The organism is Glutamicibacter sp. NPDC087673 (assembly GCF_044743255.1).
In the GTDB taxonomy this organism is placed as follows: domain Bacteria; phylum Actinomycetota; class Actinomycetes; order Actinomycetales; family Micrococcaceae; genus Glutamicibacter.
The window spans coordinates 239,671-261,284 of sequence record NZ_JBIUWB010000002.1 but is presented as its reverse complement, the minus strand read 5'-3'; the positions used below and the strand labels follow the sequence as shown (position 1 = coordinate 261,284).

Annotated in this window: 21 protein-coding genes and 1 tRNA gene; 8 read left to right on the top strand and 14 right to left on the bottom strand. The window is 58.2% G+C overall.

From position 1 onward, the window contains the following. Nucleotides 1-78: 78 nt before the first annotated feature. Complete coding sequence (locus tag ACIOTL_RS05565; protein ID WP_105657689.1) at nt 79-3,585, bottom strand: DNA-directed RNA polymerase subunit beta; 3,507 nt, start codon at nt 3,583-3,585, stop codon at nt 79-81. Between the two features lie 614 nt (nt 3,586-4,199). Here ACIOTL_RS05565 and ACIOTL_RS05560 point away from each other — a divergent pair. Then, complete coding sequence (locus tag ACIOTL_RS05560) at nt 4,200-4,697, top strand: aminoacyl-tRNA deacylase (protein WP_400342054.1); 498 nt, start codon at nt 4,200-4,202, stop codon at nt 4,695-4,697. On the opposite strand, the gene ACIOTL_RS05555 is transcribed toward ACIOTL_RS05560, so the two are convergent. The 8 genes from ACIOTL_RS05555 to ACIOTL_RS05520 all read right to left on the bottom strand — a co-directional run bounded on the left by ACIOTL_RS05555 (nt 4,651) and on the right by ACIOTL_RS05520 (nt 10,232). Continuing rightward, nucleotides 4,651-5,820 carry an acyltransferase family protein gene (locus tag ACIOTL_RS05555; RefSeq protein ID WP_400342053.1) on the bottom strand — a complete coding sequence of 390 codons (1,170 nt, stop codon included), beginning with the start codon at nt 5,818-5,820 and terminating at the stop codon, nt 4,651-4,653. The genes ACIOTL_RS05560 and ACIOTL_RS05555 overlap by 47 nt on opposite strands. Before the next feature lie 147 nt (nt 5,821-5,967). Beyond that, on the bottom strand, nt 5,968-6,342 hold the full coding sequence (rplL, locus tag ACIOTL_RS05550; protein ID WP_105657671.1) for a 50S ribosomal protein L7/L12: 375 nt from the start codon (nt 6,340-6,342) through the stop codon (nt 5,968-5,970). A 73-nt stretch (nt 6,343-6,415) separates the two neighbouring features. Next, the gene (gene rplJ / locus ACIOTL_RS05545) at nt 6,416-6,937 is read right to left on the bottom strand and encodes a 50S ribosomal protein L10 (RefSeq protein ID WP_105657672.1); all 522 of its coding nucleotides are present in this window, start codon (nt 6,935-6,937) and stop codon (nt 6,416-6,418) included. 557 nt (nt 6,938-7,494) lie between these two features. Then, nucleotides 7,495-8,199: a 50S ribosomal protein L1 gene (gene rplA / locus ACIOTL_RS05540; RefSeq protein WP_105661540.1), complete on the bottom strand. Its 705-nt coding sequence runs from the start codon at nt 8,197-8,199 to the stop codon at nt 7,495-7,497. Between the two features lie 135 nt (nt 8,200-8,334). Further along, nucleotides 8,335-8,766: a 50S ribosomal protein L11 gene (gene rplK, locus ACIOTL_RS05535; RefSeq protein ID WP_105657674.1), complete on the bottom strand. Its 432-nt coding sequence runs from the start codon at nt 8,764-8,766 to the stop codon at nt 8,335-8,337. 130 nt (nt 8,767-8,896) lie between these two features. After that, nucleotides 8,897-9,724: a transcription termination/antitermination protein NusG gene (nusG, locus tag ACIOTL_RS05530; RefSeq protein WP_181148851.1), complete on the bottom strand. Its 828-nt coding sequence runs from the start codon at nt 9,722-9,724 to the stop codon at nt 8,897-8,899. A gap of 72 nt (nt 9,725-9,796) precedes the next feature. Then, entirely contained in the window at nt 9,797-10,045 is a 249-nt protein-coding gene (secE, locus tag ACIOTL_RS05525) for a preprotein translocase subunit SecE (protein WP_038992215.1), read from the bottom strand. 114 nt (nt 10,046-10,159) lie between these two features. Continuing rightward, a tRNA-Trp gene (locus ACIOTL_RS05520) sits at nt 10,160-10,232 on the bottom strand. Nucleotides 10,233-10,500: 268 nt separating this feature from the next. On the opposite strand from ACIOTL_RS05520, the gene ACIOTL_RS05515 reads away from it, so the two are divergent. Then, nucleotides 10,501-11,700 (top strand): pyridoxal phosphate-dependent aminotransferase, encoded by a 1,200-nt coding sequence (locus ACIOTL_RS05515; protein WP_400342049.1) that lies wholly within the window; start codon nt 10,501-10,503, stop codon nt 11,698-11,700. A gap of 75 nt (nt 11,701-11,775) precedes the next feature. Here the strand turns inward: ACIOTL_RS05515 and ACIOTL_RS05510 are convergent, their stop codons facing one another. Together ACIOTL_RS05510 and ACIOTL_RS05505 are read right to left on the bottom strand one after the other, a co-directional pair. Continuing rightward, a complete protein-coding gene (locus ACIOTL_RS05510) occupies nt 11,776-12,432 on the bottom strand; it encodes a LuxR C-terminal-related transcriptional regulator (protein WP_400342047.1) in 657 nt (218 codons plus the stop codon). Nucleotides 12,433-12,436: 4 nt separating this feature from the next. Beyond that, a complete protein-coding gene (locus ACIOTL_RS05505; RefSeq protein ID WP_332727209.1) occupies nt 12,437-13,690 on the bottom strand; it encodes a PspC domain-containing protein in 1,254 nt (417 codons plus the stop codon). A gap of 126 nt (nt 13,691-13,816) precedes the next feature. Between ACIOTL_RS05505 and ACIOTL_RS05500 the strand changes: the two genes are divergently transcribed. The 4 genes from ACIOTL_RS05500 to ACIOTL_RS05485 all read left to right on the top strand — a co-directional run bounded on the left by ACIOTL_RS05500 (nt 13,817) and on the right by ACIOTL_RS05485 (nt 16,961). Beyond that, a complete protein-coding gene (locus ACIOTL_RS05500; RefSeq protein ID WP_400342045.1) occupies nt 13,817-15,139 on the top strand; it encodes a PspC domain-containing protein in 1,323 nt (440 codons plus the stop codon). 12 nt (nt 15,140-15,151) lie between these two features. Then, a complete protein-coding gene (locus ACIOTL_RS05495) occupies nt 15,152-15,400 on the top strand; it encodes a hypothetical protein (RefSeq protein ID WP_400342044.1) in 249 nt (82 codons plus the stop codon). Nucleotides 15,401-15,435: 35 nt separating this feature from the next. Beyond that, entirely contained in the window at nt 15,436-15,678 is a 243-nt protein-coding gene (locus ACIOTL_RS05490; protein ID WP_105656871.1) for a PspC domain-containing protein, read from the top strand. Nucleotides 15,679-15,932: 254 nt separating this feature from the next. Then, the gene (locus ACIOTL_RS05485) at nt 15,933-16,961 is read left to right on the top strand and encodes a 6-phosphofructokinase (protein WP_105656872.1); all 1,029 of its coding nucleotides are present in this window, start codon (nt 15,933-15,935) and stop codon (nt 16,959-16,961) included. A gap of 74 nt (nt 16,962-17,035) precedes the next feature. On the opposite strand, the gene ACIOTL_RS05480 is transcribed toward ACIOTL_RS05485, so the two are convergent. The 3 genes from ACIOTL_RS05480 to ACIOTL_RS05470 all read right to left on the bottom strand — a co-directional run bounded on the left by ACIOTL_RS05480 (nt 17,036) and on the right by ACIOTL_RS05470 (nt 19,670). Then, nucleotides 17,036-18,118 carry a YgfZ/GcvT domain-containing protein gene (locus tag ACIOTL_RS05480; RefSeq protein WP_400342043.1) on the bottom strand — a complete coding sequence of 361 codons (1,083 nt, stop codon included), beginning with the start codon at nt 18,116-18,118 and terminating at the stop codon, nt 17,036-17,038. 2 nt (nt 18,119-18,120) lie between these two features. Then, a complete protein-coding gene (locus tag ACIOTL_RS05475; RefSeq protein ID WP_133833614.1) occupies nt 18,121-18,735 on the bottom strand; it encodes an FABP family protein in 615 nt (204 codons plus the stop codon). A gap of 266 nt (nt 18,736-19,001) precedes the next feature. Further along, nucleotides 19,002-19,670 carry a hypothetical protein gene (locus tag ACIOTL_RS05470; RefSeq protein WP_105661542.1) on the bottom strand — a complete coding sequence of 223 codons (669 nt, stop codon included), beginning with the start codon at nt 19,668-19,670 and terminating at the stop codon, nt 19,002-19,004. Nucleotides 19,671-19,868: 198 nt separating this feature from the next. Here ACIOTL_RS05470 and ACIOTL_RS05465 point away from each other — a divergent pair, with 198 nt between their 5' ends. Continuing rightward, a complete protein-coding gene (locus ACIOTL_RS05465) occupies nt 19,869-20,537 on the top strand; it encodes a response regulator transcription factor (RefSeq protein ID WP_105656876.1) in 669 nt (222 codons plus the stop codon). A 52-nt stretch (nt 20,538-20,589) separates the two neighbouring features. Continuing rightward, the gene (gene mshD, locus ACIOTL_RS05460; protein ID WP_133833613.1) at nt 20,590-21,546 is read left to right on the top strand and encodes a mycothiol synthase; all 957 of its coding nucleotides are present in this window, start codon (nt 20,590-20,592) and stop codon (nt 21,544-21,546) included. Nucleotides 21,547-21,614 lie beyond the last annotated feature (68 nt).

Sequence of the window (21,614 nt, the reverse complement as noted above, 5' to 3'; positions counted from 1 at the left end):
TGTGGTGTCTGAAGTCGATACGAATGAGGGTGGGAATTTGCCGCCGCTGCCTGCAGGTCCTGCAGGCAGGGCGCCAGATTACACTTCCTCTACGGAGTTCGGCTCCGACCGTGAAAGGTCGATGCCCAGCTCTTCAGCGGCGCGGAACGATTCCTCGTCCGACTCACGCATTTCGATAGTGTTGCCGTCGGTACCGAGTACCTCGACGTTCAAGCACAGCGACTGCATTTCCTTGATGAGCACCTTGAACGATTCTGGAACGCCAGGCTCTGGAACGTTCTCGCCCTTGACGATAGCTTCGTAGACCTTCACGCGGCCGTGGATATCATCCGACTTGATGGTCAGGATTTCCTGCAGTGTGTAAGCGGCACCGTATGCTTCCAGTGCCCAAACTTCCATCTCGCCGAAGCGCTGGCCACCGAACTGGGCCTTACCGCCCAGTGGCTGCTGGGTGATCATGGAGTATGGACCGGTGGAACGGGCGTGGATCTTGTCGTCCACCAGGTGGTGGAGCTTCAAGATGTACATGTAGCCCACGGAAACCGGATCCGGCAGCGGGTCGCCGGAGCGGCCGTCGAACAGCTTCGCCTTGCCGGAGTTGCCAATCAGGCGCACACCGTCACGGGTCTTGCTGGTCGAATCCAGGATGCCGCGGATTTCCTCTTCGGAAGCGCCATCGAAGACCGGGGTTGCCACGGTGGTGGAACCGGACTCGCGTGGCAGGTTCGGCAGATCGCGGACCCATTCAGGCTCGCCTTCGATCTTCCAGCCCTGCTTGGCAGCCCAACCCAGGTGGATTTCCATAACCTGGCCGACGTTCATACGACCTGGCACACCTAGCGGGTTCAGGATGACATCCAGCGGGGTGCCGTCTTCCAGGAATGGCATGTCTTCCAGCGGCATGATGCGCGAGATGACACCCTTGTTACCGTGGCGACCTGCGAGCTTGTCGCCGATCGAGATCTTGCGCTTCTGGGCAACGTAGACGCGGACCAGCTGGTTGACACCAGGGGAAAGGTCATCGTCGTTGTCGCGGTCGAAGATGCGAACACCAATGACGGTGCCGGACTCGCCGTGCGGAACCTTCAGCGAGGTGTCGCGCACTTCGCGCGACTTCTCACCGAAGATGGCACGCAGCAGGCGCTCTTCCGGGGTCAGTTCGGTCTCGCCCTTAGGGGTGACACGGCCTACCAGCACGTCGCCGGCCTCGACCTCGGCACCGATGTAGACGATGCCGCGGTCATCGAGCTGGGAGAGGATGTCTTCCGAGACATTCGGGATGTCGCGGGTGATTTCCTCGGCACCGAGCTTGGTGTCGCGGGCATCGACTTCGTGCTCTTCGATGTGAATCGAGGTGAGTACGTCGTCGAAGATCATGCGCTGGGAGAGGATGATCGCATCCTCGTAGTTGTAGCCTTCCCAGGACATGAATGCCACGAGCAGGTTCTTGCCCAGCGAGAGCTCGCCGGAGTCGGTCGAAGGACCGTCAGCGATGATCGACTGGTATTCCAGGCGGTCGCCTTCGGACACGCGAACGCGCTGGTTGTAGGCGTTGCCCTGGTTCGAGCGGGCGAACTTCATGATCGGGTACATCGACTCGGTGCCGTCATCGTTCATGACGACAACCAGGTCAGCGGATACCTCGGTGACCACGCCTGGCTTGGCGGCGACAACGGAGTCGCCGGCGTCAACCGCGGCGAACTTCTCCATGCCGGTACCCACCAGCGGACGCTCGGACTTCAGCAGCGGCACAGCCTGGCGCTGCATGTTGGCGCCCATCAGTGCGCGGTTGGCATCGTCGTGCTCGAGGAATGGAATCAGCGCGGTTGCCACCGAAACCATCTGGCGCGGCGAAACGTCCATGAAGGTCACTTCAGCGGAATCGACGATGACAGGCTCCCCGCCACCGCCCTTTTCGCGAACCAGAACGGTCTCTTCAACGAAGCGGCCGTTCTCATCCAGAGGCGCGTTGGCCTGTGCGATGTAGTGCTGCAGCTCGTCATCGGCGGTCAGGTAGTCGACCTCGTTGGACACGACGCCATTGGCGACGCGGCGGTACGGGGTTTCGATGAAGCCGAAGGAGTTGATGCGTCCGTAGGTAGCCAACGAACCGATCAGGCCGATGTTCGGGCCTTCCGGGGTTTCAATTGGGCACATGCGTCCGTAGTGGGACGGGTGGACGTCTCGTACTTCCATGCCTGCGCGGTCACGGGACAGGCCGCCCGGGCCCAGAGCCGACAAGCGGCGCTTGTGGGTCAGGCCGGCCAGCGGGTTGTTCTGGTCCATGAACTGCGAAAGCTGCGAGGTTCCGAAGAACTCCTTGATGGCAGCCACAACAGGGCGGATGTTGATCAGGGTCTGCGGGGTGATCGCCTCGACGTCCTGGGTGGTCATGCGCTCGCGCACAACACGCTCCATGCGGGACAGGCCGGTGCGGACCTGGTTCTCGATCAGTTCGCCCACGGCGCGGATGCGGCGGTTGCCGAAGTGGTCGATGTCGTCGACGTTGACAGGAACGTCAACGATCTCGCCCTTGCGGGTGCCCTGAACAGTCTTCTCGCCTGCGTGCAGCGCAACGAGGTAGCGGATCATCGCTACCAGGTCGTCCAGCGAGAGCACCGAAGCGTTCTCGGCGTTGACAGGAGTCTCCACGCCCAGCTTGCGGTTGATCTTGTAGCGGCCAACCTTTGCCAGGTCGTAGCGCTTAGGCTCGAAGTACATGTTCTTCAGCAGTGCCTGGGCGGCCTCAACCGTAGGAGGCTCGCCTGGACGCAGCTTGCGGTAGATGTCCAGCAAGGCTTCGTTCTGATCCTTGATGCTGTCCTTTTCCAAGGTTGCGCGCATCGAATCGTACTGGCCGAACTCGGACAGGATCTGCTCTTCGCTCCAGCCAAGGGCCTTGAGCAAGACGGTGACCGACTGCTTGCGCTTGCGATCAAGGCGTACGCCGATCTGGTCGCGCTTGTCGATTTCCAGCTCGAACCATGCACCACGCGATGGGATGATACGTGCCGAGAAGATCGTCTTGTCACTGGTCTTGTCCGGCGTGGACTCGAAGTACGCACCTGGGGAGCGAACCAGCTGGGACACAACGACACGCTCGGTGCCGTTGATGATGAAGGTGCCCTTTTCGCTCATCAGCGGGAAATCGCCCATGAACACGGTCTGCTGCTTGATTTCGCCGGTTTCATTGTTCATGAATTCGGCCTTGACATACAGCGGTGCCGCGTAGGTGGCGTCGCGGTCCTTGCACTCTGCGATCGAGTACTTAGGATCAGCGAACTCCGGATCCGAGAAGCTCAAGGACATGGTGTCCTGGAAGTCCTCGATTGGGGAGATTTCCTCGAAGATTTCTGCCAGGCCCGAGGTGTTGGGCACGCTGAAGTCACCAGCGGCTTCTGCCTTGGCCAGGCGCTCTACCCAGTTCTGGTTGCCGACGAGGCGGTCAAAGCTCTCGGTCTGCAATGCCAGCAGGTTAGGCACTTCAAGGGGTTCGTGAATCTTTGCAAAAGAAAGTCGGCCAGCGTATGCAGCATCGCGAGCCGAACTAGCGGTTTGGTTGTTAGGGTTGCTCGAGGCGACCAAGATGGATCCTTCCAAAGACCGTCAGGTTTCCGAACGCTTACCGTGCTAAGGTTCCTGCCATAGGACAGTTCCTCTTTTTTCGTCCGCACGAACCCACCGCTATATGAAGGCCGCGCGCGCAAACAGCAAGGCGCAAATTTCTACTCTACCGGAGGAAAATCCGGTTGTCGATACTCGGTGCAGAAATTCGTGCTATAGTTTTCGCCCCCACTTTCGCGCGGGCTGCCACTCAGGTTTCCAAGCACCGCGCCAGCGCGCAACCCGGTCGTACCGCGCACCGAAAAGTGCATGCATTTTCCCAACTGATACCCTTGTTTTCGCGGATTCTTGCGAATTGCCAAAGGTCTTGGCCCGCTGAACGCAGTCTCCGGATTCCGGGCATCAGGCAACGTTATGCTTTCTGTCACATTCTCCTCAGCAGGCATCAGAAACCCCAATTTTTCTCCGCTTCAGCCGCATGGCGAACGTTCTTGGAGATTTTTTTCCGGGTATCCGGGAGGCTTGAAGCTACACGCTCCCCCAGCAGATATAAGCCTTTGCGACCTCGTGTGTCCGGTGGCTTCTTCTTTCGCCACTAGCTATGATCGAGCAAACATCCACGGTTAGGAGACGAAGTGAATAAGCTGCAGTCAGATGAAGCACTGACCCGAGTTACCCTGGACGCCTCGCGCCGGAACATCCCAATCGAGATTGTGCCGCGCGACAAGGTCCGCTCGCTGGAAGAGGCTGCGGACGCCTTGGGAATCTCGGCCTCGGCCTTGCTCAAGACGCTGGTTATCAAACGCACAGACGGCACCTTCGTCTTCGCGCTGATCCCCGGCGGGCGGAAACTTGACTGGGCGAAGCTGCGCGGAATCATGGGCGTCAATAAGCTCTCCCTGCCATCTTCAGATATCGCTTGGGATGTCACGCACTACGAGAGCGGAACCATTACGCCTTTTGGCTCGCACACAGTACTGCCTGTCTACATCGATGCCAGCGTCTTCGAAGAGCCCGTATCGGAACAGATAGGACTGGGCAGCGGGGACCGAGCCCATGGACTGCTGGTTCGCGCCAAGGATTTGGTTAGCGGATTTGATGCCACGATTGCTGATATTTCGACTCCGGAATAACCAGCCCTGGCTTAGCCAAGGCCTTCTTGGCCCAGGCCTGCGACTTGGTCAATCCCTTGATCGTCGCGTTGCGCAGCGGCAGACCCAGCGGCTGCTCGACGAAGCGTGCCACCAGGTAGGCAATTCCTAGCATCAGCACCAGCAAACCGGCCAGCAGCACGTACTTGTTCACGAAACCGTGCAGCTGGTTGATTAGCCACCAACCCCACAACTGGTGCACCAGGTACAGCGGGTAAGTCAATGAACCGGCCACAGCCAGCCATTTGCCCTGGACGTTCTTGAGCGGAGTCAGGGTGCACACCGCCAGCAGAACTACGCACAGGACGGTCAGCAGCTGGAAATGCCAGGCCGGGATATCCATCCCGGAGAGCAAGTCCGCGTCACTGCGCCCCTTGATGCCGGTGAAAAATGCGGCGATGGCAGTATTGCCTGCGACCATGGACCACCGCAGAATGCTGTGGCCGCTTTGATAGATCAAGAAGAGCACCATGCCGGCTGCGAACAGGGCCGCATACTGCCCGGCAATCCATTCCTGCAGCTTGTCCAAGCTTGTGAAATGCAGATACAGGCCCAGAGCGGGCCAAATGGCAGAGAGCAAGAGGATGTGCTTGTTCTTCACGAAGCCCATGGACAAGAGCACTGCGAGCAACACGTAGAAACGCAACTCGACCCAAAGTGTCCAATAGACACCGTCCATATCGGTGACGCCGAATCCAGCCTGCATCATGCTCAGGTTGGGCAGAATATCACTGGCCGAGCGTCCCTCGTTGCCGGAAGGCCAGATCCCAAGCGAGAGTACTGTTGCTGCGAGTACCGCGAGCCAGTAGGCCGGGTAGAGGCGGCCCACACGCGAGCCGATGAAACCAATGACGTTCTTTCCCTGGAGGGACATCAGGATAACGAAGCCCGAGATGAGGAAGAATAGCTGTACACCCAGCTGTCCGTAACGGGTGAATTCGGAGAGTACTGGCCAGAACTCTGCGGCCTGCCTCCCCCAGTGATCATGTCCCCATGCGGTGTAGTGGTACAGGACGACAATTAGCGCAGCTGTAATCCTCAATGCGTCTAGGAGCCCTAGCCGCGGTGCTGGTTTCTGGTTCTGGGTAGCTACGGTTTTTGACACATTTTCACTGTAAACAATGAACTTGAATAAACGCTGTTAATAGAAACGTTATAAAATAATTGCTATGGACTTCCCAGCTTAACGACCAAAGGCCCATAGACTTTCGTCTGTGGACCTTTGGCAATAAGTTGCGAGTGACCGCTGTACTTACTTAACGGTGACGGTAGCGCCGGCAGCTTCCAGAGCTTCCTTAGCCTTCTCGGCAGCGTCCTTTGCAACACCCTCAAGCAGAGCCTTTGGAGCAGCGTCAACGAGCTCCTTAGCTTCCTTCAGGCCCAGGGAAGTCAGTGCGCGAACTTCCTTGATAACTGCGATCTTCTTGTCGCCGGCCGACTCGAGGACTACGTCGAATTCGGTCTGCTCTTCAGCAGCAGCTTCGCCGCCTGCAGCTGGACCAGCAACTGCAACAGCAGCAGCGGTTACGTCGAAGGTCTCTTCGAATTCCTTAACGAACTCGGACAGTTCGATGATGGTCATTTCCTTGAATGCGGAAAGCAGCTCTTCGTTGCTGAGCTTCGCCATGGTGGGCGTCCTTTCGGTTTTTGGCCTTGAGAGCCGATGAATTTGGGTTTACGTTGCGAGAGAACTCGAAAGCTTAGGCTTCTGCCGGAGCTTCCTCGGCAGCTTCGCCACCGTTCTCGTCGAGCTTTGCACGCAGAGCTTCGACAGCGCGGGCAGCAGCGGAAGCTGGAGCCAGCAGCACTGCTGCAACGCGGGCGAGCTGAGTTTCGCGGGATTCCAGCGCAGCCAAAGCAGCGATGCCGCTCTGGTCCAGTGCCTTACCTTCGAACCAACCGGTCTTGATGACCAGCTTTTCGTTAGTCTTGGCGAATTCCGTGAGGCTCTTAGCGGCAGCAACTGCATCGCCCTTAATGAAGGCGATTGCGGTTGGACCAGAAAGCTGTTCATCGAAAGCATCGATGCCAGCATTCTTCGCTGCGATTGCGGTCAAGGTGTTCTTTACGACTGCGTACTTGGTCTCCTGACCAAGCGAGCGGCGCAGATCCTTGAGCTGTGCAACGGTAAGCCCACGGTATTCGGTCAAGACAGCCGCCGACGAATCATTGAATTCCGCGGTAATTTCTTCAATCGCTGCAGTCTTGCTTGGGGTTGCCATAACACTCCTTCCGGGGATTTGTTCGGTACCGTTTCAAAACCGGCGAGGCCATAAAAATAGCCCCGCGCAGGAGCACAGGGCGTTTCAACTTATTCAAAGTCAAAAAATCTATGTAACCTGCGTTGGTCATCCTTGCGGATCTTTAGGAGCAGTTGGAAACCAAATGCTCGACCGACGGTCTTCGGTATTTCTAGTTTATAGGAGCACTCCAGCCCACAGCAAATCGAAGCCGGAGCCAATCTCATGATCCTGGTCACTAGGGGAATTAAATTAGAATGGCGGGACTCATTTACCAACGCTTGGGGAACGCTAGTAGTAAGTCCCGCCGATACAAAAGTTTTGGGGAAACTTTCGTATCTCATCCGCGTAGGGCCTTGGGGGATCCATACGCGGATGACCGAGATACTCGGTAGTCAAAGCTTATCATCGGCTACAGGCTGGTACGAAACATGAATACGCTTTCCAGCAGCCGTGGCCATCGCGCAGATTCCTCGCTTAAAAAGGAAGGGAGCATGCCGATTATCGGCATGCTCCCTCAAGCTAGTTAGCTACTAGACTTAGGCCTCAACGCGGGTTACGTTCGCGTCAACAGGAATACCTGGACCGAAGGTGGTAGCGATGGTTGCCTTCGAGATGTAGCGACCCTTCGAAGCCGAAGGCTTCAGGCGCATAACCTCTTCCAGAGCTGCTGCGTAGTTCTCGGTCAGCTGCTTTGCGTCGAACGAAACCTTGCCAATGATGAAGTGCAGGTTCGAGTGCTTGTCGACGCGGAAGTCGATCTTGCCGCCCTTGATGTCGGTTACAGCCTTGGCCACATCCATGGTCACGGTGCCGGTCTTAGGGTTTGGCATCAGGTTACGAGGACCCAGTACCTTACCCAAGCGGCCAACCTTGCCCATCAGGTCAGGGGTTGCAACTGCTGCGTCGAAGTCGGTCCAGCCGCCCTGGATCTTTTCGATCAGGTCGTCCGAGCCAACGAAGTCGGCGCCAGCTTCGCGAGCTGCTTCTGCCTTGTCACCGTTAGCGAAAACAACCACGCGGGCGGTCTTGCCGGTGCCGTGTGGAAGGTTTACGGTACCGCGAACCATCTGGTCAGCCTTACGTGGGTCAACACCCAGGCGGAAAGCAACCTCAACGGTCGAGTTGGTCTTATCGCCTGCGGTCTCCTTAGCCAGGGCAATTGCCTCGGCTGGAGCGTAGACGTTGTTGTCGGCATCGATCTTAGCCGCGGCGGCTACGTATGCTTTGCTGCGCTTTGCCATCTGCGTTTTCTCCTTATGCAGTCGTGGTCATATGGACCGCGCGGGGTCCTGCCACGGGCGAATCGATCGGATGACCGTTTCGCCTTAGATTGAATTCTTGAGTGCTATCCAGCGTGTGAACAGCGGAAGGCGGGATTAGCCTTCTACGGTCACGCCCATGGAGCGGGCGGTGCCGGCGATGATCTTGGCTGCAGCAGCCAGGTCATTTGCGTTCAGGTCAGCCATCTTGGTGGTGGCGATTTCCTCAACCTGAGCCTGGGTCAGGTTAGCAACCTTGTCGGTGTGCGGAACACCCGAACCCTTTGCAATGCCAGCTGCCTTCTTGATCAGCTCAGCTGCAGGAGGAGTCTTGGTGATGAAAGTGAACGAACGGTCTTCGTATACGGTGATCTCAACTGGAACAACGTTACCGCGCTGCGACTCGGTCGCTGCGTTGTAAGCCTTGCAGAATTCCATGATGTTGACGCCGTGCTGACCAAGGGCTGGACCGATTGGAGGAGCTGGGTTAGCAGCACCTGCCTGGATCTGCAGCTTGATGAGTCCGGTGACCTTTTTCTTTGGGGCCATGTCGGGTCCTTCTTACTCTTGCGTTTCCCGTGGCACAGGAGCGTGGCACGGGGATCTGGCTATCGTGGCGCGACAGCCAAGCGTACCCTCGCATCGATAAGCGACCGATGCGGGGCACGAAGACTTAATACTACTGGATCTTGGTGACCTGGTTGAAGTTCAGGGTCACTGGGGTTTCACGTTCGAAGATCGAAACCAGTACGACCAGCTGTGCGGCATCCAGCTTGATCTCCGAGATAGTTGCGGGCATCGTTTCGAACGGTCCGTCATTGACGATAACCGATTCGCCGACTTCGAAGTCAACGGTGACCTCAGTAATTGGAGCACGGCCTGGCTTGGACGCCGATGGCTGCTCTACTGGATCAACGATGGTGTGCTCAAGCATGGAGAACACTTCGTCAAGGCTCAGTGGGTTTGGATCGTGGGCGTTGCCAACGAATCCAGTGACACCTGGAGTGTGTCGAACAACACCCCACGACGCGTCAGTCAGCTCCATGCGGACCAGGACATAGCCCGGGATGCGCACGCGGCGAACGATCTTGCGCTGAGTGTTCTTGACCTCGACGACCTCTTCCATTGGAACCTGGATATCGAAGATGAACTCATCCATGTCCTGGGTCTGGATACGGGTCTCAAGATTGACCTTCACGCGGTTTTCGTAACCAGCGTAGGTGTGAATGACAAACCAGTCACCTGGAAGACGACGGAGCTTAGCGCGGAATTCTTCCTTGAGCTTGGCTACGTTGTCTTCGCCCTCGGCTTCTTCAGCTTCGTTGTCTTCGCCTTCAGCTTCTTCAGCTGCGCCTTCGATTACCTGAGCGTCTTCAGCGTCCTGTGCTGGTGCTTCGGTTGGGTCGACGTCAGCTTCTACAGCTGGCTCAACCTGATCGCCGGCGGCTTCAACGAACTCGTTTTCGACCTCGTCATTAATCTGCGGTTCGAGTTCCTTGTCGGACACTGCAGCTCCTGCTTTCTTTGACTGAATGACACTAAATTGCCTCGGGGTAATCATACCTCCGAGGCAACAAAATTACTGTTCGACCTTGTTGGTGAACAGGAGGATCGAACCCTGCCCAAAGACGAAGTCCAGGGCCGTCACGATCAGCATCACCACGACCACGAAACCGACAACAACCAGGAAATAATTCACTAGTTCACTGCGGGTCGGGGTGACGACCTTCTTAAGTTCTGCGATTACCTGGCGGAAAAACAAGAAGATCCGGGCAAAGAAACCCAACTTCTGTCCACCCTTACCGGAGCTGAGAGCAGATTCGGTCATGTTCTTCCTCGTTTCAAAAATTTGGCCAGTTGAAACAATCACGGTGTGCCATAGTCTATTCGACTGCAACACACCGTGATGAGATAATTCGCTAAGCGATAAATCGCTATTGCGCAGGGCAGACAGGACTCGAACCTGCAACCTGCGGTTTTGGAGACCGCTGCGCTACCAATTGCGCCACTACCCTTCGGAGCTTTTTACCGCTCCCACCTAGAACATCTTAGCGGATAAAACATTCAGCTTCGTCCGTTGCGATGTCTCGGCAACGAGAAATAACTTTACGCAACGAAATCGGAAATGTCGAACTGACAACCTCCGGTGTGGCGCAGAACGCATTCCCGCGCCCCGTTGCGCACCTTATTGTGTCATTTTCAAAATTGTGATGCTGAAGTGCAAGGTTGCGAACTAAACTGAGGTGTAACAGCTGTCCCCATAGACTTCAGGACGAATCCCCAATGTCTCGCATTTCTCGCCGCATCGGCGCAATTTCCGAATCCGCGACTCTCGCAGTAGATGCCAAGGCGAAGGCTCTTAAAGCAGCAGGTCGACCAGTAATCGGTTTCGGTGCCGGTGAACCCGACTTCCCAACCCCTGGCTACATTGTCGAAGCAGCAGTCAAGGCGGCCCAGGATCCAAAGAACCACCGCTACTCCCCTGCAGCCGGCCTTCCCGAGCTGCGCGAAGCAATCGCCGCCAAAACCATGCGCGATTCGGGCTACGAGCTCAAGGCCAATCAGGTTCTGGTCACCAATGGCGGCAAGCAGGCGGTGTACAACACCTTCGCAACCCTGCTTGATCCAGGTGACGAGGTCATCGTTCCGGCTCCGTACTGGACCACCTATCCCGAAGCCATCCAGCTCGCCGGAGGCAAGGCCGTATCGGTCTTTGCCGGCCCGGAGCAGGGCTACAAGGTTACCGTCGAACAGCTCGAATCCGTACTGACCGAACGCACCAAGGTGCTGCTGTTCGTTTCTCCTTCGAACCCCACCGGTGCCGTATACACCCCGGAGCAGGTCCGCGAGATCGGCCAGTGGGCTGCTTCCAAGGGGCTGTGGGTTGTTACCGATGAGATCTACGAGCACTTGACCTACGGCGATGCAACTTTCAGCTCCATCGCGACCTTGGTCCCAGAGCTCGAAGACCGAGTTGTCATCCTCAACGGCGTGGCAAAGACCTACGCAATGACCGGCTGGCGCGTGGGTTGGATGGCAGGTCCGCTGGATGTCATCAAGGCCGCCACCAACCTGCAGTCCCACGCCACCTCGAACGTTTCCAACGTATCGCAGCGAGCCGCCCTGGCTGCTGTTGCCGGGCCGCTGGATGCCGTGAACGGCATGAAGGTTGCCTTCAACCGTCGCCGCTTGGCCATCGTCGAATCACTGAACGCGATTGACGGCCTGCACTGCCCTACTCCGGAAGGCGCGTTCTACGCGTATTCGGATGTTCGAGGCCTGCTGGGTCGCGAAATCCGCGGCGTTGTGAACAACACCAGTGCAGAACTTGCTGCTTTCATCCTGGAACAGGCAGAAGTTGCCGTCGTTCCAGGTGAAGCATTCGGCCCTTCCGGCTATATCCGCATGTCATATGCACTGGGTGATGCTGACCTCGAAGAAGGCGTCGCACGGATGGCCAAGCTGCTGGGCGAAGCCAAGTAGAAAAACCGCGCCGCCAAAGAAGCCGGGCAGTCCATGATGGACTGCCCAGCTTCTGTGCTTTTGCCGCAGTGCCGTTTAGAGGATCTTGCGGTCCACAGCCCAACGGGTAAGTTCGTGGCGGTTGGATAGCTGGAGCTTGCGCAACACATTGGACACATGCGATTCCACGGTCTTTACCGAGATGAACAGTTCCTTGGCTACTTCCTTATAGCTATATCCCCGGGCAATCAAACGCATGACTTGCAATTCGCGGTCAGAGAGCAAATCCAGCTCCTCATCGATTTCTGCCACCGAACCGCTGCTGCCAAAGGCGTCCAGGACGAACCCGGCCAAGCGTGGCGAGAACACGGCATCTCCCCCGGCCACGCGACGTACTGCATCGGAAATTTCGGCCCCGGAAATGCTCTTGGTGACATACCCGCGAGCACCGGAACGGATGACCGTCACTACGTCCTGTGCTGCGTCGGAAACGCTCAATGCCAGGAAACGCGTGGATCCCAGCAGCCCGGTGCACCCCTTGAGCACTTCGGCCCCGCCCCCGCCGCGGCCACCGGGCAGGTGCACATCCAGGAGCACCACATCCGGTTGCTGTTCGGTGATCACCTCGATGGCTCCTTCCACGGTGCCAGCTTCCCCGACAATCTGGATGTCCTGGGCCAAATCGGCACGTAAACCGGAACGGAAGATGGCGTGGTCATCCACCAGCACTACACGGTAGTTCTCAGCGTTCATGTTTCTATTCTTCCTCCATGTTCAGTGGCATGCTCAGCTGCACCTCGGTTCCGGATTCACCGCTCCGGATATGCGCCATGCCGCCTGCGCGTTGCATGCGGCCAATGATTGATTCCCTGACGCCGTGCCGGTCCGCCGGTATTCCATCTACTTCAAAACCGGTGCCGCGGTCACGCACATACACTTCTACTTGTTCGGCCGAGCATTCGATGAATACCGAAATCTTGCCCTCGGCATGCTTCGCTGCGTTCATCATCGCCTCGCGGCTAGCGGCCACCAGTGCCTGCTGCCCGGCAAAGCCCTGAGCATTGCCTACGGATATGACTTCTACATCACGCAGTAGCAGCTGTTCGATGTGGCTTGCCTCGTGCTGGATCTCAACGATTACATCTTCATCATCAAGGTCATGGTTGCCGTACAGCCATTGGCGCAGTTCACGCTCTTGGACGCGTGCCAAGGTTCTCACCGCCGCTGGGTCTTCACTGCGTTTTTGAATCACTGCCAAGGTCTGCAAGACCGAGTCGTGCAGGTGGGCCGCGAACTCTGCACGTTGGGCCGCCGCCTGGCGCGAGCTCCGTTCAGCGATGAAATCGCGCCAAAGCCGAGTGCCCCAGGGAAGCAACACCACGACTGCGCCGACAATGATCGCCAAGGCCGCCCACAAACCGCCGAGCAGGTCTGCGGCTCCGACAGTATTGCCCAGCAGGGCCAGCAGACCGCCGATGACCAGGACCAGGCCAAAAGCCAGGCGCAGCAAGAAAGGCAATGACGGGCGCTTCTTGTGCTCGGTGATACCTTCATCGAACTGGATCCAAGCCAGCACAATACCGGCAATCACGCCCAAGGTAGGCCAGATCAGATCCCAGCGGATATTCCAGCCGGTCCACTGTCCATAAGCCAGGACGGCGAGCGCCAGCAGGCCCGCACCGATCAGCGTGTCACGCCAGGTGGAGTTCCTTTCCCAACCTTCGCGTGGACGGAAGATGCCTTGCTGCACCCGGTTCATTTCTTCAGCAAGGCTGCGTGATCTGGTGCCCCAGGAGCGAAGCTCGTCAGCGTGCGCCTCTTCGGCGCTCGGGACGAATACCCAAAGCCACGCGTAGAGCAGAATGCCGATGCCGCCCAGTGCGGACAATCCCAGGAACCCAATACGCACGTACCCCAGCGGGATGCCCAAGTGCTCCGCGAGGCCGCCGCAGACGCCGGCGATTAGCCGGTTCTCGCTGCGCACCATCAAACGCCGTTCAGGACTTTCCATAGTTCTAAGTCAAGCACGTTCTTGTCGTTTCTTCCCGGTTGATCACCGGATCTAGGGGCACCCCTAGGGGAAGTTCAGGGTATCCCCTCATAGCGCGGGACCCCTGCCACACGAGAACATTGGACTATGAACAACGAAGGCTCTCAACGTCGTCGCGGCTTTTACGACCAGCTGCGCAAATCACCGATCACTCGCCAGGACTCGCAGTGGCTCGGTGGCGTTGCAACTGGTGTCGCCGATTATTTCAAGGTCGATGTAGTGCTGATCCGCGGCATCTTCGTGGTGCTCGGTGTCCTAGGCGGCTTGGGCATGGTGCTCTATGGACTGGCTTGGGCGTTGCTTCCTGATGCGGGAGGCAAAATGCATCTGGAAAGTGCCGTGAACCGGAACTGGACCAGCGGCATGACTGGCGCGGTGATCATCTTTGCGCTGGGCATCTTCCCTGCTCCCTGGTTCTTGGATTCGCTGGCACCGGTCCTGTGGCCCCTGGCTATTGTTGCGGCTATCGCATTCATTATCTTCAGCAGGAAGAACACCCGGTTTGCGCGTCCGGACCAAGCCCGCAATCCGGCAGCGACCGGTGACAGCTCTGCTGCCTCGCCAAGGGCTGCCGAGAAGAGCACTGCGTTGGAGCATCCTTGGCGTGAGGGCGGCACCCAGAGTTTCAATGCGAGCGTAGCTAGCGGGTTCGGGACGAACTACCCGGATGCGCCGATGAAGGAGCACCCCATGAATTCAGGTGATTCTGGCCCAGCGGGCCAGTACGAAAATAGCTATTCGCCGGATCCCGCATACACGAAGGCCTACAGTGCCAAGGCGAATCGCAAGCCGATCAGCCGCCCGATTCCGGGTTGGCTTGGCACCACCGTCTTCGGCGTTACCGTGCTGGTGGTCGCCGTGGTCATGCTGGCCGACTACCTGGATATCGTGGCCTTGCCTGGTTCGGGCTGGACCGTGGCCTTGGCTTGCGGCCTGTTGCTTGTTGGCATCACCATTGTCCTAGCGGCCCTCTCCGGGCGAACCAGTGGAGGCCTGTTGGGTTTGGCCATTCCATTGCTGGTCCTGACGGTGATCTTCTCTGCTACGTCTTTCGAGGAATCTGCCCGCGGGTTCGTTCGATCGGCTACCGGCAGCGACAGCCAATACAGCGCTGTTTTCAGCAGCTCAACGGTTGACCTGACCCATCTGGGCAGTATGACCAAACCCACCACGGTGGAGATCGATTCGGTCTTCTCCAGAATGGATCTGCTGCTGCCGGAGAATGTTCCGGTGAAGATCGAGACCGACGGCGCATTCCTTTCCGGAATGGATATGGAACTGCCGCAGGACCGGCGGTCCTTGCCGGGAAATGCACCAATGCTGACCATTGAAGTAGACGGAGTTTTTTCCTCGTTCTCCACGACCGTGGATGATCCCAGCATCCTGAACCCCAGCAACACGGATTTCTAAGGACTGAGCCCCATGAATACTTCTTCTACTCCCGCTAGGAAATTCCCTACCGGAACCTTGATCTTCGGCCTGATTCTGATCGTTGTCGCCCTGGCATCGCTCAGCCGTCTGGTCTTGCAGTGGAGCTTTGACATGCCGCTGTTCTTCATCGCTATCGTCGCCTTGGCCGGCGTAGCCATGATCTTCTCCGGATTGGCATCGGCCGGCAAGGCCCGCAAATCCGAAGCCGAACCACCGGTTCCCACCGACCCCAATCTCTAAGCCTCCAAGCTTTTCCAACAATTAGGAGTTCTCTGATGGACGCATTCTTCAACTCGCTTCGTTCCATGCCGCTTCGTCGCGGGCCAGGCCGATTGGCCGGTGGCGTCGCCGGGGGCATCGCCGACAAGTTCGGGTGGGATGTCACCTTGGTGCGTATCGCCCTACTGCTTTCGTTCTTGCTTCCGGTAATGGGTGTTGCCGCATATATCCTGGCGTGGATCCTGATCCCAGCCCAGGACAACACCATCATCTTGCAGAACTGGCTTCGCAAATTCTAAATACCGTTCCCGGCTGGCCTGCTCGGGAACGATGCTTGGCATCGCTATCCGGCTAGGGCGAGGCTCGTGCACTTCCGTGACATGAGACTCGCCCTAGTGGCTTTAAGCACGTACAATGGCACGCAGAGTAGATGCTCAATGGCGCGCGGATATTGACTGAAATCCGAATGGAACTCTTTGCTGTTACAGCGTTATCACGGGGCCTGCACGCTCCAGCTGTCGCACAAGGCTTTCCCATTACTAAGCGAGGGCCAATGCGCATTGGAATCATGACCTCAGGCGGCGACTGCCCCGGTCTGAACGCCGTCATCCGCGGTGCGGTACTGAATGGCATCAAAAGCTACGACGACGAATTCGTCGGTTTCCGCGACGGCTGGCGCGGCGTCAAGGAAGGCGACTTCTTCGACCTTCCGCGAACCGCTGTGCGTGGCATCGCCAAGCAAGGCGGCACCATTTTGGGCACCTCACGCACCAATGCGTTTGAAGGGGAACTTGGTGGCGCGGAGAACATTTCCAAGGTTCTCAAATCCAATAGCATCGATGCGCTGATTGCCATCGGCGGGGAAGGCACCTTAGCTGGCGCCCAGCGCCTATGCGAAGCCGGCCTTCCTATCGTTGGCGTTCCCAAGACCATCGATAATGACTTGGACGCCACGGATTACACCTTCGGTTTCGATACCGCTAACCAGATTGCGGTCGAAGCCATTGACCGCCTGCGCACCACCGGCGATTCCCACCACCGCTGCATGGTGGCCGAGGTAATGGGCCGCCACGTAGGCTGGATTGCACTGCACGCGGGGATGGCATCCGGTGCGCACGCGGTGCTCATCCCGGAGGTTTCCACCACCATGGAGCAGATCTGCCAGTGGGTGAACGAAGCCCATGAGCGCGGACGCGCCCCGTTGGTGGTTGTGGCCGAAGGCTTTGTGCCAGAAGGCATGGAAGAAGCGTTCTCGGTACGTGGTCTCGATTCCTTCGGACGCGCCCGCCTTGGCGGCATCGGGGAGATGCTCGCCCCGGTCATTGAGGAACGTACCGGCATCGAAACGCGTGCAACCGTGCTGGGACATATTCAGCGCGGCGGCGTCCCCACCGCTTTTGACCGTGTCCTGGCCACCCGTTTGGGAATGGCTGCGGTGGATTCCATCCATGCCGAGGCGTGGGGCACCATGGTGGCGTTGCACGGCACCAAGGTGCTGCGCGTACCGCTGCGTGCCGCACTGAACAACCTCAAGCGTGTCCCCATGGAACGCTACGAAGAGGCCGCCGTGCTCTTCGGCTAGGCCTGGAGATACACCAAGGGCGTGGGTTGGAATGCTGTTCACAGCATTCCAACCCACGCCCTTCTCTTTGGCCTTTAGCCTTGCGGCGGGGTTCTCAGGAACCCGGTAAAGCGCCCAGCGACCTGGCCGGCGTCGGTCGCCACAATGACTTCCTGCGTTGCCGGGTAGCTCGTTTCGCCGTCCACCACGGACAGAACCGCTTCCGGGTCAACGTTGCGCTTGACCACGGCCAAGGCGATTGGCCCGGCTTCATAGTGCAAAGTCGCGGAAGTGATCCGGCCAACCGTGCGCTCCCCCAGCTTCACTTCGGCGCCGGTGGCCGGCAGCGTGTGCATGGAACCGTCGAGGTCCAAGAAAACCATGCGACGAGGCGGGTGGCCGATGTTGTGCACCCGGGCAATTGTTTCCTGGCCTTTATAGCAGCCCTTGTCCATGTGCACCGCGGTACGCAGCCAATCCAACTCGTGGGGAATGGTCTTGTCGTCTATCTCGGCACCGAAGCGCGGCTCCCACGCGGCGATACGCAAGGCCTCGACAGCCATCATGCCTGACAGCTCTTCGTCAGCTACTGCGACGGCAAGCTGCTCCAACTCCACGATATGCAAGAACCACGGACGTTCCTTGCCCGGGTGATCCTCACGGGAATAGGCCCAACCACCGTCGGTGATTCCGGGCCATGGGTTCTCCCAGACCAGGCTCCCGGCAGTGCCAATCTTGCGGGTAGCCGCCAATACGCCGTAGCTCTCGGAAAGATCATTGACCTCAACGCGCAGCATGAAGCGCATTGAGTTCAGGAACTGCGCCAACGCTGCTCCTGCACCAGGTTCAACGATCAGCAGCAAGCGATCTGCGGTGGCCAGCACCTTCATTTCGTGCTCAATGCGTCCTTGAACCGAAAGCAGCAGCGTCTGGGTGCTGTCTCCTGGCTCCAGGCTGGAAATGCGCTGGCTGCTGAGCGTATCGAGCCAACTCTGGCGGTCTTCGCCGCGGATCTCCACGACATCGAAGTGGCTCAGATCGGCAATTGCCTGGCCCTCAGCGAGTTTGCGAGCTTCGCGGGTAGGAGCGCCGTAGTGGGCTGCGACGCCGGCATCTACGCCGCCAGCTTCCACTGCAGCAGCACGGTCCAGCAGGACCGAACGGTATTCAGTGGCCATGATTAGTGCACCGTGCCTTCCGAGGTGACACGCTTGAGCGCCGCCGAGGCGTGCGCTTGAAGATCCATATTGCCCTTGGAAACATCCCAGCGCCAGAACAGCTCGCCATTGACCAGACCGTAGATCCGGGTTGAGGACGCGTAAGCTTGGGCGTTCTTGCTGCGCAGCAAGCTCTCGGTGGCCAGCTGAATGCGTGGTCCATTAATCAGGCCGTAATACAGCTCTGAGATGCCGTCTGGTCGGACAATTTGCGCCTGGATCTTGAAGCCGTCTTCGGTATGCAGCTTCTGCACATCGTCGGCCGAACGCAGTACCGGGAAGATGTCACCGGGTTCCATGCCAGGACCGGCATCGGCTTCCTGCTGTTCACGGTCCAAGGACCAGAAGCCGGTTTCAACGGCTAGGATCCGCAGCTTCGTGCCATCGGCTTCGGTCAGCCAGGCTTCACTGCGGTATTCAAGGTACGGCCCGCCAACGTCACGGAAGGTGACTTGCTGCCAGAAAAACTCGTCCTCGGCTTCGCCTTCGCCAAGACGGCCAGCACCTTCCCAGGTGCCGATGAGCCATGCGAAAGGTACAAGTTCCGGGGTGAGGTCCGTAGGTAGGTCAAAAGCCATGGACTACTCGCTCCTAAGTCAGTTAGTGATGAAATGAAAACAGCGCACACGTTGTTGTGTGCGCTGTTTCTACTTCTGGCCCTGGAAGAGGCGCTTCACTACCAAGCCTGCGAACCCAGCCATTCCGAGACCGGCGATCACTACAAGTGCCTGGAAGAAAATTTCGATTGCAAGGTAATTTTCATTCATGGCTTCATCTTAGCGCGGGAGGCAGGAGAACTTCGACACGCGTGACGCAGCTAGCATCATATTTGAACCGCTCACCGCTAAATGAAAGCCAGCACTTCCATCGCGTACCAGCTGACCGCACCGCTCATCAGCAAGATGGCGCAGGCAAGGCCAAGGATTCCACTCATGTTTCGTACGCTGCGGCTGACCAAGGCCAATGCCCGTAATGAACCCACCAGCAAGCCGGTCAGCAGTCCCAGGGTCGCCCCTTGGTACCAGAGCATATCGATTGGCAGCGCGCTGGAGGCCGCGCCCAATGCGGCAGCGACCACAGGCGCCAGAATCATGGTCATCCGGTTTGGCAGGCGGGTAACGGCAACCGCACCAGCCCCAAGCAGAGCGACCACGGTTGTGACGGCCAGCCCAAAGCCGTAGGGCACATAAGCACTAGCGGCCCAGGCGGAACCCAGCACGCCCAGGACTATGCCGGTCACGCCAGAAACCACACCGGCCAGCCGCCCTTCGGCTTCTGCCCCGCGCAATACCTGGCTGATAAATACCAGAAGCACGCCAACGGCGATTGCTTCGACACTATGTGACATCACCGACCCGCCTGGCATGAACATGGTCGAAGCCGTAGCCGCCAAAGAGCACAACGCCAAGATGATGGTGATCGGCCATGGCGCATCAGAGCGGACCATTCGTGGCCAGGTATAGGCGAAAATCAGCTGCAAGACCGCGGTGAGCACACCCATCAGCCAGCTCATTGAATCCAGACTTGCAACAACGACAAGCAGTGCCGCTGCAACGAGTCCACTGAATAAAACCTTGATTCTCAAATTCTGATTCCTGACGGTAATGTGTCCGCACTTGCGTGTTCACATGCGTGCTTCAACTGATTCATTCCTTATACTGTGACACGTAAAAGTGATTTTTTCGCAACTATCTGGCAGGAGGAAGACCGATTGGCTCACCTACTGCTATTAAGTAATCATGCCGAAAATGCCGCTGAAGTTCTTCCGGCACTCGAACTGTTATTGCACGAGATTTCTTTCTTCCCTGCAACAACGGAGTCGCTGAGCCAAATCCCTGAGTGCGACGCGGTCATCCTCGATGCCCGTACAGATCTCATTCCGGCGCGCTCCCTGGCGCAGTTATTGCACGCCAATTTGAATCTGCCCTTGCTGCTGGTTGTCAGCGAAGGCGCACTGGGCATTTTGAACTCGGATTGGTTTGCGACTGATTTCCTGTTGCCTTCCGCCATCCCTGCCGAGCTTGATGCACGCATCCGCCTGATGCTCTCCGGAGCCACGGTTCCCGCCCCCGCACCGGTGGCCGCTGAAAGCACTTCGGGCCTGCGCATCGATGAGTTGAGCTACACCGCCCGTATCGATAACCGCATGCTGGACCTGACATACAAAGAGTTCGAACTGCTCAAGTACCTGGCACAGTTCCCCGGCCGAGTCTTCACCCGCGAACAGCTGCTGCATGAAGTGTGGGGATACGACTACTACGGAGGCACCCGTACCGTAGACGTGCATGTGCGACGTTTGCGCGCGAAACTCGGCACCGATCATGAACAGCTCATCGGAACGGTGCGCAACGTCGGCTACCGCTTCCACACCGAATCATAACTTTCAGATAACTCCTACCCACTTCGCACATTTTACGACTATCGTGAAATGCATGAGCGAACTGCCACAGAACACTGTTTCCATCCAGCACGTCCCCGGTGAGCTTGATGAACGGGCGCTATCCGACGTGCGCCAGCTAGCCCTCGATGCGCAGAAAGCCGATGGCAACCCGCCGTTGAGCGACCAGACCCTGGTGGCATTGGCAGCCGATGAGCCTAGCCAGAATCTGCTTGCCCTGCTGGCTGAAGCCGGCGAAGGCGCGGAGTCGACGTTGGCCGGCGTTGCCATCGCGGTTCGGGAATCCCCGGATCAGCCTTGGGTCCTGGAACTGGTAGTCCACCCCGAGCATCGCCGCGCTGGCATTGGCCGGGCCCTGCTGGGCAAGCTCGGTGAGCTACTGGATCTCTCGAAGATCCAGGCGTGGGCGCACGGCGACCACGATGCAGCCAAGAAGCTGGCCGCAGGTGTGGGCCTGGACCGCGTACGCGAGCTGTTCCGGATGCGCCGCGAAGGCACCGATTACCTTGAAGAGCCTGCGATTGATCGCCGGATTACGGTCCGCACCTTCCGTGTTGGCGAGGACGAGCCGCAATGGCTGGAAGCTAACGCCAAGTCCTTCGTGCATCATCCCGAGCAAGGTTCGCTGACCCTCAATGACCTCGAAGCGCGCATGTCCGAGGACTGGTTCGACCCATCCGGCTTCTTCTTGGCCTTTGACGCGGAGGAGAATCTGCTCGCCTACCACTGGACCAAAATCCATCCTGCTACCGCAGACGCGGTCCGCCCCACCGGCGAGGTTTACGTTGTCGGCGTCGTTCCCGAAGCGCAAGGACTAGGCCTGGGCCGGTCCTTGACCACCACCGGCATCAACTACCTGCTGGAACTGGGCGTCGATGCGGTGATCTTGTACGTGGATGCCGATAATGAAGCTGCAGTTAAGCTCTACCGCTCGCTGGGCTTCACACTTTGGGATGCGGACATTATGTACGGTCCGCAGAAGATAGACTAGGGGTACCGGCAGTCCCTGATTTATCGCGACTGCCGCCAGCGGTGTCTTTAGCGTCCACTTGCAGGAAA